13 protein-coding genes are annotated in these 13,769 nt (G+C 72.0%); 7 read left to right on the top strand and 6 right to left on the bottom strand.

Annotated elements, in window-relative coordinates:
• Positions 1 to 419: 419 nt before the first annotated feature.
• Both tap and tpg read left to right on the top strand, forming a co-directional pair.
• On the top strand, positions 420 to 2,483 hold the full coding sequence (tap, locus tag ACFYYN_RS16035) for a telomere-associated protein Tap (RefSeq protein ID WP_500546288.1): 2,064 nt from the start codon (positions 420 to 422) through the stop codon (positions 2,481 to 2,483).
• A gap of 15 nt (positions 2,484 to 2,498) precedes the next feature.
• On the top strand, positions 2,499 to 3,047 hold the full coding sequence (gene tpg, locus ACFYYN_RS16040) for a telomere-protecting terminal protein Tpg (RefSeq protein ID WP_500546400.1): 549 nt from the start codon (positions 2,499 to 2,501) through the stop codon (positions 3,045 to 3,047).
• A 120-nt stretch (positions 3,048 to 3,167) separates the two neighbouring features.
• Here the strand turns inward: tpg and ACFYYN_RS16045 are convergent, their stop codons facing one another.
• On the bottom strand, positions 3,168 to 4,016 hold the full coding sequence (locus ACFYYN_RS16045) for a helix-turn-helix transcriptional regulator (protein ID WP_500546289.1): 849 nt from the start codon (positions 4,014 to 4,016) through the stop codon (positions 3,168 to 3,170).
• Between the two features lie 136 nt (positions 4,017 to 4,152).
• On the opposite strand from ACFYYN_RS16045, the gene ACFYYN_RS16050 reads away from it, so the two are divergent.
• Positions 4,153 to 5,007: an NAD-dependent epimerase/dehydratase family protein gene (locus tag ACFYYN_RS16050; RefSeq protein ID WP_500546290.1), complete on the top strand. Its 855-nt coding sequence runs from the start codon at positions 4,153 to 4,155 to the stop codon at positions 5,005 to 5,007.
• Positions 5,008 to 5,235: 228 nt separating this feature from the next.
• Here ACFYYN_RS16050 and ACFYYN_RS16055 read toward each other — a convergent pair whose 3' ends face one another.
• The 4 genes from ACFYYN_RS16055 to ACFYYN_RS16070 form a co-directional block, all read right to left on the bottom strand.
• Positions 5,236 to 5,760 carry a P-loop nucleotide/nucleoside kinase family protein gene (locus ACFYYN_RS16055; protein WP_500546291.1) on the bottom strand — a complete coding sequence of 175 codons (525 nt, stop codon included), beginning with the start codon at positions 5,758 to 5,760 and terminating at the stop codon, positions 5,236 to 5,238.
• 11 nt (positions 5,761 to 5,771) lie between these two features.
• Positions 5,772 to 6,152 carry a hypothetical protein gene (locus ACFYYN_RS16060; RefSeq protein ID WP_500546292.1) on the bottom strand — a complete coding sequence of 127 codons (381 nt, stop codon included), beginning with the start codon at positions 6,150 to 6,152 and terminating at the stop codon, positions 5,772 to 5,774.
• A gap of 112 nt (positions 6,153 to 6,264) precedes the next feature.
• Positions 6,265 to 6,834 carry a GNAT family N-acetyltransferase gene (locus ACFYYN_RS16065; protein WP_500546293.1) on the bottom strand — a complete coding sequence of 190 codons (570 nt, stop codon included), beginning with the start codon at positions 6,832 to 6,834 and terminating at the stop codon, positions 6,265 to 6,267.
• A gap of 109 nt (positions 6,835 to 6,943) precedes the next feature.
• Entirely contained in the window at positions 6,944 to 8,047 is a 1,104-nt protein-coding gene (locus ACFYYN_RS16070) for an NADH:flavin oxidoreductase/NADH oxidase (RefSeq protein WP_500546294.1), read from the bottom strand.
• Between the two features lie 288 nt (positions 8,048 to 8,335).
• Between ACFYYN_RS16070 and ACFYYN_RS16075 the strand changes: the two genes are divergently transcribed.
• Both ACFYYN_RS16075 and ACFYYN_RS16080 read left to right on the top strand, forming a co-directional pair.
• A complete protein-coding gene (locus tag ACFYYN_RS16075; protein WP_500546296.1) occupies positions 8,336 to 9,346 on the top strand; it encodes an aldo/keto reductase in 1,011 nt (336 codons plus the stop codon).
• Positions 9,347 to 9,381: 35 nt separating this feature from the next.
• A complete protein-coding gene (locus ACFYYN_RS16080) occupies positions 9,382 to 9,801 on the top strand; it encodes an SRPBCC family protein (protein ID WP_500546297.1) in 420 nt (139 codons plus the stop codon).
• 64 nt (positions 9,802 to 9,865) lie between these two features.
• Here the strand turns inward: ACFYYN_RS16080 and ACFYYN_RS16085 are convergent, their stop codons facing one another.
• Complete coding sequence (locus ACFYYN_RS16085) at positions 9,866 to 12,208, bottom strand: FdhF/YdeP family oxidoreductase (RefSeq protein ID WP_500546298.1); 2,343 nt, start codon at positions 12,206 to 12,208, stop codon at positions 9,866 to 9,868.
• A 263-nt stretch (positions 12,209 to 12,471) separates the two neighbouring features.
• On the opposite strand from ACFYYN_RS16085, the gene ACFYYN_RS16090 reads away from it, so the two are divergent.
• Together ACFYYN_RS16090 and ACFYYN_RS16095 are read left to right on the top strand one after the other, a co-directional pair.
• Positions 12,472 to 12,864, top strand: coding sequence for a hypothetical protein (locus tag ACFYYN_RS16090; protein ID WP_500324712.1), 393 nt, complete (start codon positions 12,472 to 12,474; stop codon positions 12,862 to 12,864).
• A gap of 38 nt (positions 12,865 to 12,902) precedes the next feature.
• On the top strand, positions 12,903 to 13,766 hold the full coding sequence (locus tag ACFYYN_RS16095) for an alpha/beta fold hydrolase (RefSeq protein WP_499515879.1): 864 nt from the start codon (positions 12,903 to 12,905) through the stop codon (positions 13,764 to 13,766).
• Positions 13,767 to 13,769 lie beyond the last annotated feature (3 nt).

Here is a 13,769-nt window from a genome sequence, read left to right on the forward strand (position 1 = left end):
CCGGGCGCTTCGGTGCCCGCGGGCCGCCTTGTCGGCCGATAAGGTCCGTTGTCGCGGGCCCGGAAAGGATGGTCCCGGGCCGGACGGAGCGGCGGAGGGAGGGCCGGGGATGCCGACGTCGGACGTACGGGAGGCACCGCGCGACGGGCGCACCGTCGAGGAGAGCGCGGCCCGGGACTGGCGCTTGTCGGCCCGGACGGTCGCCCGGCACGCCGACGACGCAGGCAGCGGGAAGTCCGTTTCCACCTGGCACCCGCACGGCGTTCCCGCCGGGTGCCGGGCAGCAGCCTTCCGCTGCCCCCGCGGCGCAACCCGGCCCGTATCCTCACGGGGCAGCACCCGCGCGAGTTCCTCCCCACGGAACCTCGTTGTGCGCCCGTAACCGGCCAGGACCGAGCAGCGAAGGAGCCCACCGCCGCATGGCCAGCACGTCCGATCCCGTCGACGCCCTCCTGAAGCCGGGGCCGCGGCGGACCCGCCTGCCCGAGCCCGCCGAACGCTCCCGGCTGCGCACCGAGTACGGCCTGACCCAGGCGGAGGTCGCCGAGGCGCTTGACGTGACCCGGACGACCGTGGCCGGCTGGGAATCCGGCCGCAGCGAGCCGCAGGGCGCCACCCGCGCCGCGTACGCCAAGCTCCTGGACGGCATCGCCGCCCAACTCGGCGCCACGGAACCCGAGCCCGTGCCCGCGGCTCCCGCCGTCCCAGCCCCCGGACCCGCTGCCGCGCCTGCCGCCGTCACCGCGCCCGCCGCCCGCCCCGCGCGGCCGGCGCACGCCCCCGCGCGCAAGGAAGCGGAGCCCGTGCCCGACGCGGCGGATCCGCGTTTCGCCCATGGCCCGCTGGCCGTGCTGGACGGCGACGGCACCGCCTACTGCGCCGGCGGCCTCGTGCTGCCCTGCCCGGCCACCGATGTCCCCTCGCTCGTCGCGTGGACGCTCACCGAAGCGAGGCTCGGTGCGCCGCGCCTGCACCGCAACGGCAAGGACGCGGACCCGCTGATCGTTCTCACCGCCCCGGCCGCCGAACGCCTCGGCCTGCCCACCGTCCTGGAGGACCGCAGGGCCCTGCGCCTGCCCGCCGACCACAAGGTCGTCCGGCAGGTCGCCCGCGCCAAGTGGCAGCTCACCCGCCGCGGGTTCGGCCCCTGGGCCCGCGTGTACCGCCCGGCGCAGGACGGCAGGCGTCAGTGCGTACAACTCGCCGTCCTGCCGTGGGGCGCCCTCGACAGCCGCTCCTGGGGCGACGTCGAGCACCTGCCGCCCCCCGAGCTCGCCCAACTGCTCGCGGACTACGCGCACCGCGTCATCACCCCGCGCGGCTCCACCGCCGTGAGCGGTCTGGAACTGATGACCGCCCTGCGCCCGCCGACCCGCGCCGTCAAGGACCAGGCCACCGGCTCCTGGGTCCCGGCTCCGAACCCCGGTGCCCTCGCGCAGCCCGTGGACCCGGCACCTCCCGAGGCCCCCGACGAACACCCCGTCGTGGCCTCGCTGTTCGCGCGCGGGCACCGCCGCACCCCGGAAGAGGTCCTCGACGAGGAGGCCTTCGAGTGGACCCGGGACCCGCAACTGCTCACCGACGACGAGTGCGCCCGGAAGTACGCCGTCGGGATCGACGTCAACATGGCGTTCGCCGCCGCCGCGAACCGCCTGAACGTGGGCCTCGGCGCCGCCGTCCACGTCCGCGCCCCGGAGTTCGACAAGGCGCTGCCCGGGTCCTGGCTCGTCGACCTCTCGCACATCGACGTCGACCCGCGCCTGCCGAACCCGTTCACCCCCGACGGGACGCGCCCCGGGGGCCCCGCCTGGTACGCCACCCCCACCGTGGCGTACGCGGTCGAACTCGGCCACGACGTGCGCCCGACCGAGGCGTACGTCCGCCCCGAGCACGGCGCCTACCTCGACGCCTGGTACGGCCGCCTGCGCGACGCCTACATGACCACCATGGCCGAACTCGGCGTCGTCTCCGGCATGCCGGAGGCCGAATTCCTCGCCGCGATGGAGCACCACAAGGAGGCCGACCCGGCCCGCGCCGGCCTCCTCTCGGCCGTCAAGGCCACCGTCAAGGGCGGCATCGGCAAGCTCCGCGAACGCCCTCAGGGCACCGGCTACCGCCCGGGGGAGCGCTGGCCCGCCCTCGACCGGCCCACGTGGCGCCCCGACATCCGCGCCGCCGTCATCGCCACCGCGCGCGTCAACATGCACCGCAAGATGGTCAGGTTTGCGGCGGTGGGCCTCTTCCCGGTGGCGGTGCTCTCCGACTGCGCCGTGTACCTGTCCGACGGCCCCGGCCCGCTGGACTTCCTGCCGCGCACGCCCGAGGGCAAGCCGCTGGCCGGCGGTTTCCGGCTCGGGGTGTCGCCCGGGATGGTCAAGCACGAGGGCACCCAATCCCTCATGTGGGCCGTGGAGTTGCTCGAGGACGGCCACAACCCCGCCCGCCACATCAAGGGCGGCGACGCCGCACTCGACGGAGAGTAGGAGAGCCAGGTGGGCATGCTCGGCGACGGCCTCGACAAGGCCACGGCGAAGACCCTCACACGGCCCGTGCCCAAGTCGGCGCAGGCCCAGATGCGGTTCCTGGTGAAGCAGGAGAAGGGCACCAGGGCCGTCGCCGCCCTGCTCGGCGTCTCGCAGCGCACCGTCGAGCGGTACCTCACAGGCGAGATCAAGCGTCCCCGCAAGGACCTGGCCGGCCGCCTCGAGGACGAGGTCCGCAGACGGTGGCAGCCCCGCGTCCGTGAACGCGCCCGCCGCCACGCGGCCACCACCGGCGGCATCGTGATCGAGACCCGCGCCCGCTTCGGCTTCACGGCCGCCCCGGGCTCCACCGACGACGCCCGCGTCCGCCTCGTCACCCAGGCCCTTCCCCCCGACTACGCCGCCCGTCTCTTCACCGCCCGTGCCGCGGGCGCCGGCGAGGACCAGCTGCGCGCCATCGCGGCGGAGGGCCTCCAAGAGGTCTACTTCAAGGACCGCGGCCGCCGCGCACAGGGACTGCAGGTCGACTTCACCGACATCGACTACGTCGAGTTCGAGTTCTGAGTGTCGATAGCCTCGGCCAGCTGCTCAGCGTGGCCGTCAGGCAGGGGCTTGAGCGCTCGGTAGTGGGCGTGGTCGTCTGTCTGCCTGTGCCAGTGGCAGACGTGAAAGGCGCGCACGCGTTCAGGAGCTCGTCGGCGACAGGTCCTGCATGCCCACCACCCGCAGCAACTGCAAGCGCTGGTACGACTCCGTGCCCGGACGGGCCGTGTGGATGACGAGCTGTTGGTTGTGGTCGGAGTTGACCAGGACCTCGCAGTCGAGTTCGAGGATGCCGATCGCAGGGTGCCGGAAGCGTTTCGTGGCGGCGCGGCGTACGGCGACCTCGTGTTCGTCCCAGAGGCGGGCGAACTCCTCGCTCGCGGCGCGTAGTTCGGCGACGAGGGAGGAGGGTTCGGGGTCCGTGGGGCGGGCCGAGGCCACCGCTCGCAGGCCGGCGACCTGCTCGCGGGCGCGCTCGGGGCGGTCCTCGGGCGGGAACAGTTCCTGGGCCGCCGGGTCCAGGAAGAATCGGCGGATCATGTTGCGTCCTTGGGGCGGGCGGGCGAGGACGTCTCCGCTCAACGCCCGTGACAGCGCGTTCTGGGCCAGGACCTCGCCGCAGTCGGTCACCACCATCGCCGGGGTGTCGTCCAGCCGGTCCAGCACCAGGAGCAGGCCCGGGCGCACGTGCGTGCTGGTCGCCTCCCGGCGCGGCGGCTGTTCACCGGTGAGGTGGAAGAGGTGGTCGCGTTCGTCCTCCGTCAGGCGCAGGGCGCGGGCCAGCGCGGTGAGCATCTGGCGGGACGGGCTCGGGCCCCGGGACTGTTCCATCCGCGTGTAGTAGTCCACGGACATGCCGGCCAGCTGGGCCACCTCCTCGCGGCGCAGCCCCGGCGTACGGCGGCGGGCGCCGGCGGTGAGGCCCACGTCGGAGGGGTCCAGGCGGGCGCGGGCGCGGCGCAGGAAGTCGGCTAGTTCGCCTCGGTTCACCTCTCCAGGGTGCGGGAGGCCGGCCGGCTTATCCAGGGACTCCCGATCCCCTGATGAAGAGGTCTCTCCCGGTCGTTCCCGCATCCGCCGAGGCTGGTCGTCAACGACAGGCGACACAGTGCGTGAGGAGCACATCATGCTGACTTTGGTGACCGGAACGACGGGACAGGTCGGACGCCGCTTCGTGCCGAGGCTGCTGGCCCAGCGGCAGCCGGGCGAGCAGGTGCGGGTGCTGGTACGGGACGCGACCCGCGGCGGGCGCTTCGCGGAGCTGGGCGCCCAGGTCGCCGTAGGAGACATGCGCGACGAGGAGACACTGGGCAAGGCGCTCGTCGGCGTGGACGCCGTCGTGAACGTCGCCGCCTCCTTCCGCGGGGTGCCGGACGAGGAGGCATGGGCCGTCAACCGGGACGCCGCGGTGGCCCTGGGCCGCGCCGCGCAGGCCTCCGGCGTGGAGCGGTTCGTGCAGGTCAGCACGGGCAACGTCTACGGCGTCGGACGGGGCCGCCCGCTGACCGAGGCGGACGAGAGCCGGCCGGGCGGCGAGATGTGGGGCGCCTACCCCGAGTCCAAGGCCGAGGCCGAGCGTGAACTGCTTGCGCTTGAGAGCCTGGACGTACGCATCGGGCGGCTCCCCTTCGTCTACGGCGAGGGCGACCCGCACCTCACCGACTCCTTGCGTTGGGCCGCCGGTTGGGCGCCGCACCAGCGCCTGCAGATGGCCCACCACGCGGACATCGCCCAGGGTCTGATGCGTCTGCTGTACGCGCCGGGCATCGCCGGCCGGATCTACAACATCGCCGATGACGCCCCTGTCACGACGGTCGAGCTGTACCATCTCAACGGCGTCGAGGTGCCCGCCGGGCTCCACGAGCTCACGGACCCCGACCCGTGGTTCGGGATCATGTCCAACCAGCGCATCCGCCGGGAGCTCGGCTTCCGGCCGATCTATCCGAGCGTCTGGACGGCCCGGGACGCCGGAGCCCTGTGACGGTCACCACGCGAGGTTGGTCCCCCCCCCCTCTGATCCGCCCCACCAGCACCGGCCCCGCCACACGGATCACGACCGCCACCAGGTACAGCACCGGTAGCGTCACGATCGGCACCGCGCGGGCAGGATCTGATGCTGCTGCCTTCGGCTCAGGCGGCTGCGGGGCGCAGAGGCGGTGACAGGTAGCGCGCCGTACCGGTGACATCCACTGTGCTTCGGCTCAGCACCTCAGCCCTTGACGGCCTCCGCGATCTGCTGGGCGGCCTGGGCGGGCGTGAGGTGCGTGGTGTCGACTACCTGTGCCTCGCCGTGCAACCAGGTGCGGGCCGCCTCGGCATAGGGCTCGAGGTATCGGAGACGGAACGGGGAATTGGGGCCGAGAACAGTGTCGCCCTCGATGCGCCCGCGGAGGGTGTCCTGGTCGGCGTGGAGGACGAAGTGCCGGACCGGGATGGCATGCCGGGCAAGGCCCGAGCTGATCTCGCGCCAGTACCGCTCGACCAGGACGGTCATGGGCATCACCAGGGTGCCGCCGGTGTAGTCGAGTACCCGGCGGGCGGTCTCGACGACGAGCGGTCGCCACGGCGGCCAGTGCTGGAAGTTGTCCGTCGCGGGCAGCCCGGGCGTGATGTCCACGAGCGTCTCGCCGACCTTCTCGGCGTCGAACACCCGTGAATCCGGGATCAGCGGCTGCAGGAGCGCACTGGTCGTCGTCTTCCCCGCGCCGTGGGTGCCGTTGAGCCATACGATCATGCGTCCCGATGCTAGCGCTGTGCGGGCGGCGGCAACACTTCGGGTCCGGGGAGACCGGGGCAGCCGGCCAGCTTCTCCCGCTGCTCGACGGACCCCGTGGTGGCCAGCAGGCGCGCCCACTCCGGCGGTCCCACGCGCCCGTCCAGCAGGGCGAGCGCGACGAACGGCCGGTCGACGGGATCGACATCGGCCGCGGAGAGACGTCCCCCGTACGCCAGGCTCAGGGCGGCGCCCTCGTCGCGCGCGGCCAGGGCCGCCACCTGCGCACGGGTGAGGTCGGGGCGGTCGGCGAGCGCACCGGCGACATCGGCGTCCGCGGTCGCGATCAGACGGTCGACCCATTCGGGCGGCAGCGAGGGATTGCCGGCCAGGCCGTACAGGAGGTCGTTCACAGGGCACCATCGTGGCGCAGGCCCGGCCGGCCGTGCGATGCCGGGGGGCGCCGTCCGGCGTGGGCGGGACCGGAACGGCGAGCAGGGGAAGGCCGTCGGGGAAGGCGAGGGGTCACGTCGTCATGGAGAAGCGCCGGCACACGTGGACGCGGCTGAACTCCGCGCGCATGCGGGTCTCGTCCTCGAGCTTCGCGTGCAGGAAGGCGGCCATGAGCCGCAGGCCGGGGCGCGGGGTGAGGATCGCGCGGTCCGGTTCGCCGGGAGCGGTGTACTGGTGGGCGTACACGTGCAGGTAGTGGTCGCTCTCCGCGAAGCCCATGGCGCGGTACCAGGCGAGGGTGTCCGGGTCGTCGCGGGTCCAGGCGTCGAGGGTCGTCGCGCCCCGCTCGCGGACCTCGGCGCGTGTGCGGTGCAGGAGGGCCCGGCCGAGACCGCGGTGCTGGTGGTCGGGGTGGACCGCGACGGTGTCGATGGTCGCCAGGGCGGTGTCGACGACGGTGTCCATGATGCCGACGACCGTCCCCGAAGCGTCGACGGCGACGAGTTCCAGGCCGGGGGCCGGGATCGGCGGCTTGGTGCGGTCGACGTCGTCGTAGTAGGCGGTGCCCAGGAACGAGAGCACCCTGCAGCGCAGCCAGGAGGCCTCGTCCGCCGGGGCGTACTCGCGCAGCGTGTAGGTCACGGGGGTGATGCTGTCCGGGCGGGGAGACGCCGCGCAACGCGATTTCCGCCTCCGGCGTGCGCCGTCCCCGCCGTACGACGGTACGACGGGGACGCGGCTGTTACGACCTTCAGGAGCGGTGGTACTGAACCGGGGTGGTGACCTTCCCGCCCAGCGCGGTGGCAGCGTGGCGCGCCCAGTAGGGGTCGCGCAGCAGCTCGCGGCCGAGGAGGACGGCGTCGGCCTTGCCGGAGGCGACGATGGTCTGCGCCTGGTCGGGTTCGGTGATCATGCCGACGGCCGCCACGGGCATACCGGTCTCGTTGCGGACGCGCTCGGCGAACGGCACCTGGTAGCCAGGAGCCGCGACGATCCTGGCGTCGGGGGCGTTGCCGCCCGTGGAGACGTCCATCAGGTCCACGCCCCGGGCCTGCAGTTCCTTGGCGAGGCGGACGGTGTCGTCGGCGGTCCAGCCCTCGCGGTCGTCGTCGGCGTTCTCGCTCAGCCAGTCGGTCGCGGAGATGCGGAAGAAGACCGGCAGGTCGGTGGGCCAGACGGCGCGGACGGCGTCGACGACCTCCAGGGCGAGGCGGGTGCGGCCGGCGAAGTCCCCGCCGTAGCCGTCGGTGCGGCGGTTGCTGTACGGGGAGAGGAACTGGTTGATGAGGTAGCCGTGGGCCCCGTGGATCTCGGCGACCTGGAACCCGGCGTCCAGGGCGCGCCGGGCGGCCGCGGCGAAGTCCGCCACGATCCGGCCGATCTGCTCGGTGCTGAGCTCCTCCGGTGTGGTGGAGCCGGTGCCGAACGGGACGGCGCTGGGGCCGGCGGGTGTCCAGCCGTGCTGGGTGTCGGGGGCGATGGGGGCGCCGCGGTCGACCCAGGTGCGTTCGGTGGAGGCCTTGCGGCCGGCGTGGGCGAGCTGGATGCCGGGGACGGTGCCCTGGGACTTCAGGAAGGCGGTGATCCGGCGGAAGGCCTCGACCTGGGTGTCGTTCCAGATGCCGAGGTCGTACGGGCTGATCCGGCCCTCGGGGCTGACCGCGGTGGCCTCGGTGATGATCAGTCCGGTGCCGCCGGTGGCCCGGGCCGCCAGGTGCGTGAAGTGCCAGTCGTTCGGCACGCCCGCCTGCTCGCCGTCCGGCGCGGCGCTGTACTGGCACATCGCGGCCATCCAGATCCGGTTCGGAATGGTCAGCGACCGGAGGGTGAAAGGCTCGAACAAGGTGGTGGTCACGAAGCTGTCTCCTCAGGGGGCGGTCGGGGCCGGGTCACGCGGCGACGCGTCGTTGCATCGCTCATGCGCATGCGCCCTACAGGCTCCCTCAATAATTGCACGCGCTGATTAATTCCCGCATCCCGCGCACAGTGCTCGATCGCCCACAAGTGGATGACGCAGATATCAATCGTTTGCATTAGCCCGCGTCTGCAAGTAACCTCGATCCTCGTAAGGCGCAATCCCCTCACCTCACGGCCCCGCGGCGGGGTACCTCGCCCCCGCGTACGGCCGTCGAAAGGCACCATCATGTCGCTCAAGGAACTCATCCCCGGCCCCCTCGGCTTCGGTACCGCCCCCCTCGGCAACATGTTCCGCGCCATCCCCGAAGAGGAGGTGAGCGCGACCCTGGAGGCCGCCTGGGACCAGGGCGTCCGCTTCTACGACACGGCCCCCTTCTACGGCGCGGGTCTCGCGGAGCTGCGGCTCGGCGAGCTGCTCTCGCGGCGGCCCCGCGACGAGTACGTGCTGGCCACCAAGGTCGGGCGCGTCATCCTGGACGAGCCCGAGCCGGACGCCCGCGACCTCGGCGAGAAGGGCGGGCTCTTCGAGCACGGCCGTCCGAACGCGATGCTCCACGAATGGACCGCGGATGCCACCGAGCGGTCGATCGAGGGAAGCCTGAAGCGCCTCGGCGTCGACCGCGTGGACATCGTCTGGGTGCACGACATCGCCCAGGACTTCCACGGCGACCTGTGGCTGAGCAAGTTCGAGGAGGCCCGCACGGGCGCCTTCCGGGTGCTGTCCCGGCTCCGCGACGAGGGCGTCATCAAGGCCTGGGGCCTCGGCGTGAACCGGGTCGAGCCCATCGAGCTGACGCTCGACCTGGACGAGCCGCAGCCCGACGGCTTCCTGCTCGCCGGCCGCTACACCCTGCTGGACCACGCGCGACCGCTGGAGCGGCTGCTGCCCAAGGCGCAGGAACAGGGCGTCGGCATGGTCGTCGGCGGCCCCTACAGCTCCGGGGTCCTCGCCGGCGGCACCCACTTCGAGTACCAGGACGCGCCTCCGGAGATCGTCGAGCGCGTTCGGCGCATCAAGGAGATCACGGCCCGCCACGGGGTGAGCGTCAAGGCGGCGGCCCTGCAGTTCTCCCTCGCGCACCCGGTGGCCGTCGCCGCCGTCCCCGGCTCGACCAAGCCGGGCCGCATCGTTGAGGACATCGCCGCGCTCAACGAGGACGTCCCGGCCGCCTTCTGGTCCGACCTGCGCGCCTCCGGCCTCGTCAGCCCCGCCGCGCCGCTCCCGAACGGTGCCTGAACGCCCTCGCCCCCCACAAGCCAAGGAGGAATACCATGGCGTCCACCTCGGTCAGCCGAGTCGTGCCCGCGTCGCCCGAACGCGTCTGGGACCTGATCGGCGGCTTCCACGCGCTGCCCGACTGGCTCCCGTTCATCCCCGAGAGCACCCCACTGGAGGGCGGGCGGGTGCGCAGGCTCCGCAACCCCGACGGCGAGGTGATCGTCGAGCGCATGGTGGCCTTCGACGAAGCCGAGCGCCACTACGCGTACGCGATCCTTCAGGCGCCCTTCCCCGTGACCGGGTACGTCTCCGACCTGCGGGTCCACGCCGTACCCGGGCAGCCGGAGGTCGCGGAGGTCGTGTGGAGCGGCCGGTTCGTCCCCGACGGTGCCGGCGAGGCGGAGGTGGTCGAGCTGTTCACCGGCATCTACCGCGACGGCCTCGAAGCGCTCCACGGCACGCTCGCGGGCTGAACCCGCGCCGACGCTCCCCCGTCACGCCCGGTGGCGGGGGAGCGTCGTGGTGACGGCAGGCGCCTCAGCCGGTGGGGCCGATGGTGACCCGGACGCTCTTCATCAGCGGCTGGTCGCTCTGGGTGCTGTAGTCGTTCGCGGCGATGAGCACGTTCATCTCCGGCATGTAGCCGGCCGCGCAGTAGCGGGGCATGTCGTAGGGCAGCGCGCGGTAGCCGGTGAGCGTGCGCCGGCTGCCGTCCTTGGCCGTCGCCGTGATGTCGACGAGGGTGCCGGGCTCGATGTCCCGGGCCCGCATGTCGGCCGGGTTCATCAGGACGAGGGTGCGCAGGTTCTTCACGCCGCGGTAGCGGTCGTCGTCCGAGTAGATGGTGGTGTTCCACTGGTCGTGGGAGCGCATCGTCTGCAGGACGAGCATCCCGTCGCGGGGCACCACGTCCGGCAGCGGCGCGCTGGAGAACTCGGCACGCCCGGAGGGCGTGAAGAAGACCAGTTCGCGCGCGGGCTGGCGGATCCGGAAGCCCAGGGGGAGCCGGACACGACGGTTGAAGTCCTCGAACCCGTCCAGGACCTTGGCCATGGTGTCGCGGATCCGGTCGTAGTCCTCGACGTAGTGCTCCCACGGCGTGGAACTGCCGGGGAGGGCGGCGCGCGCCATGCCGGCGATGATGGCCGGTTCGGACAGCAGGTGGGGCGAGGCGGGCCGCTTCATGCCGACGGACAGGTGGACCATGCTCATGGAGTCCTCGACGGACGTGGCCTGCAGTCCGCGCCGCTGCTCGTCCTTCTCGGTGCGGCCCAGGCACGGCAGGATCAGGGCCTGCCTGCCGTGGACGAGGTGGCTCCGGTTGAGCTTGGTGCTCACGTGCGCCGTCAGGGCGCACTTGGCCAGGCCCTGGGCCGTGTACGGGGTGTCGGGCGCGGCGAGCACGAAGTTGCCGCCCATCCCGATGAACACCTTGATCCTGCCCTCGTGCATGGCGGCGATGGTGCCCACCGTGTCCAGGCCGTGCTCCCGGGGCGGGTCGATGCCGCAGACCGCGGCGAGCCGGTCCAGGAAGGCCTCGGCCGGCCGGTGGTCGATGCCGCACGTGCGGTTGCCCTGGACGTTGCTGTGCCCGCGCACGGGGGAGGGGCCGGCGCCCTCGCGCCCCAGGTTGCCGCGGAGCAGCAGGACGTTGACGATCTCGCGGACGGTGTCCACGCCGTGCTCGTGCTGGCTGACGCCGAGGCACCAGCTGATCAGGGTGCGGTCCGAACGCGAGTAGACGGCCGCGGCCTTGAGGATGTCGGCGCGGGTCAGCCCGGACTGGTGCTCCAGCTCCTCCCAGGGCGTGGCCTCGCACAGGGCGCGGTATTCCTCGAAGCCGGACGTGTAGCGCTCGATGAACTCCCGGTCCAGCGCCTTGGGATCGCCGACCGACTGCTCCAGCACGGCCTTGGCCATGCCCCGCAGGAGCGCCATGTCGCCACCGGCGCGGACCTGCAGGTTGAGCGTGCTGGTCCGGGTCGACTTGAACAGGGCCATGTCCGTCATCTCGTGCGGCACGATCGTCCGGGTCGCAGCCGCCTCGATCAGGGGGTTGACGTGCACGATCTGGGCGCCCCGCCGGTAGGCGTCGGCGAGCGCGGTCAGCATCCGCGGCGCGTTCGAGGCCGCGTTGACGCCCATGATGAACAGTGCCTCGGCGGACTCCCAGTCCTTCAGGTCGGCGGTGCCCTTGCCGGTGCCCAGGGACGCCTGCAACGCCCGTCCCGACGCCTCGTGGCACATGTTGGAGCAGTCCGGCAGGTTGTTCGTGCCGAATTCCCGGGCCATCAGCTGGTAGAGGAAGGTGGCCTCGTTGCCGAGCCTGCCGGAGGTGTAGAAGGAGGCCTCGTGGGGGCTGTCCAGGGCGCGGAGTTCGCGGCCGACGAGATCGAAGGCGGCCTGCCAGGAGATGGGCACGTAGTGGTCGGTGCCGGCGTCGTACACCATGGGTTCGGTGAGCCGGCCCTGGTCCTCGAGCGCGAAGTCGGTCCAGGTCGACAGCTCCGTGACGGTGTGGGCGGCGAAGAAGTCCCGTGTCACGCGCTTGGGCGTCATCTCCCAGGTGACGTGCTTGATGCCGTTCTCGCAGATGTCGAGCTTGAGTCCCTTGGTGTCGTCGGGCCACGCGCAGCCGGGACAGTCGAAGCCGCCGTTCTCGTGGTTCATCTTGAAGATCGCCCGGGGGCCGTCGACCAGTGCGCGTTCCCGCAGCAGTACCCGGGTGACGCTCTTGGCGGCGCCCCATCCCGCGGCGGGGTGGTGGTAGTCGTGCTGGGACGGCCGCTTGTCGTCGGCGGGACCCTCACCGCCGGTCGGCGGTACCTCGGGCCGGCCGTCGCCGGGTGCCATCGGCTCGTTCACGCCCTGGACGCTCATACCGATCACCTTCGGGGCAAATGTGGCATTCAATGATGATCTTTATCCTATGAGGGCATCTGGGGCGCTGTCCTCCCCGGAGGTGCACCAGGAGGGCGGGCCCGCCGCGAGGCCCGCCTGGTGGGCGCGCCGTACGGGGTGGCGGTGCCACCACCGGACGCTTTGCCGGGGTGCGTGCGGGGGACGTGACGGCGTGCCCCCGCCCGCGCGCACCCGGCGGTGTATTAGCTGGGCGCAACGATCGACGTCAGCGAGGAGAGGACATGGCGACGGCAACGGCGCAGGGGCCGGTGGAGGAGTTCCGCCGGCTCAGTGACGGCGACGCGGAGCTGCGGGCGCACGGGGCGTACTTCAGCTGCACCTATCTGCTGGACATGGAACGGCACGCCTTCCTGGTGCGCATGCACCGCGGCCGGGTGGAGGACCTCGTCGTCGATCCCGAGCCGCTCACCGCCTACGACTTCGCCATCAGGGCCGGCGCCGCGACCTGGCGGGAGTTCTGCTCGCCGGTGCCGAAGCCGATGTACCACGGCATCTGGGCGGCGAGCTTCCAGCGGGACATGCGGCTGGAGGGCGACCTGCTGGTCCTCATGCAGAACCTGCGCTGCCTCACCCGTCAGCTGGAACTGCTCCGCCTCACCGGCCCGCTGGGCTGAACCACCGTTCCGCCCCGCACCGCCGAAAGGACCCCTCGATGAGCACCGCCTCCCGTATCTCCCCGGTGACCGGCCACTACGTCACGATCGACGTGGAGGACGTCCAGTACAAGGTCTTCTACCTGGAGAACGGCCAGGGACAGCCGCTGGTGTGCCAGCACACGGCGGGCTGCCACAACCACCAGTGGCGCGGCCTCCTGGAGGACGAGGAGATCACCGCGAACCACCGCGTCATCGCCTACGACCTCGCCCGCCACGGCAAGTCCGACCCGCCGCTGAACAAGGAGTGGTGGAAGGAGGAGTACAAGCTCACCGCGGACCACTACGTCGCCTTCATCACCGCGTTCTGCGACGCGCTGGGTCTGGAGGACCCGATCTTCATGGGCTCCTCCTTCGGCGGGAACGTGGCCCTGCAACTGGCGCTGCGGCACCCGGACCGCTTCAAGGCGGTCATCCCCGTGGAGGGTGCGGACTACTCTCCCGGCTTCTACCTCGACTGGTGGCAGCATCCCCACGCCAACGCGGCGCAGGTCTGCGCCAGCGGGGTGTGGGACCTCATGGCCCCGCAGTCGCCCGACGCGGACCGCTGGGCGACCTGGTTCTACTACAGCCAGGGCTCGGAGGCGTTCAAGGGCGATCTGTACTTCTACTCCGTCGACCACGACCTCCGCGGCAGGCTGGGGGAGATCGACGGGGAGCGCTGCCCGGTCGTCATGCTCACCGGCGAGTACGACTACCTGACCACCCCCGAGGACGGGGCCCGTACCGCGGAGCAGATCCGCGGGGCCGAGTTCATCGAGATGAAGGAGATCGGGCACTTCCCGATGAGCGAGAACTACCCGCGCTTCGCCGGGTACCTCAAGCAGGCGCTGCGGCGGATCGAGGAGCGCACCGCCTCCTGAGGC

It is taken from the genome of Streptomyces sp. NPDC001902, assembly GCF_042891295.1.
Taxonomy (GTDB): domain Bacteria; phylum Actinomycetota; class Actinomycetes; order Streptomycetales; family Streptomycetaceae; genus Actinacidiphila.

Coding starts and splice junctions, on each gene's coding strand:
- tap (WP_500546288.1), top strand. CDS start 420: ATGGCCAGCACGTCCGATCCCGTCGACGCCCTCCTGAAGCCGGGGCCG.
- tpg (WP_500546400.1), top strand. CDS start 2,499: ATGCTCGGCGACGGCCTCGACAAGGCCACGGCGAAGACCCTCACACGG.
- ACFYYN_RS16050 (WP_500546290.1), top strand. CDS start 4,153: ATGCTGACTTTGGTGACCGGAACGACGGGACAGGTCGGACGCCGCTTC.
- ACFYYN_RS16055 (WP_500546291.1), bottom strand. CDS start 5,760: ATGATCGTATGGCTCAACGGCACCCACGGCGCGGGGAAGACGACGACC.
- ACFYYN_RS16075 (WP_500546296.1), top strand. CDS start 8,336: ATGTCGCTCAAGGAACTCATCCCCGGCCCCCTCGGCTTCGGTACCGCC.
- ACFYYN_RS16080 (WP_500546297.1), top strand. CDS start 9,382: ATGGCGTCCACCTCGGTCAGCCGAGTCGTGCCCGCGTCGCCCGAACGC.
- ACFYYN_RS16085 (WP_500546298.1), bottom strand. CDS start 12,208: ATGAGCGTCCAGGGCGTGAACGAGCCGATGGCACCCGGCGACGGCCGG.
- ACFYYN_RS16090 (WP_500324712.1), top strand. CDS start 12,472: ATGGCGACGGCAACGGCGCAGGGGCCGGTGGAGGAGTTCCGCCGGCTC.
- ACFYYN_RS16095 (WP_499515879.1), top strand. CDS start 12,903: ATGAGCACCGCCTCCCGTATCTCCCCGGTGACCGGCCACTACGTCACG.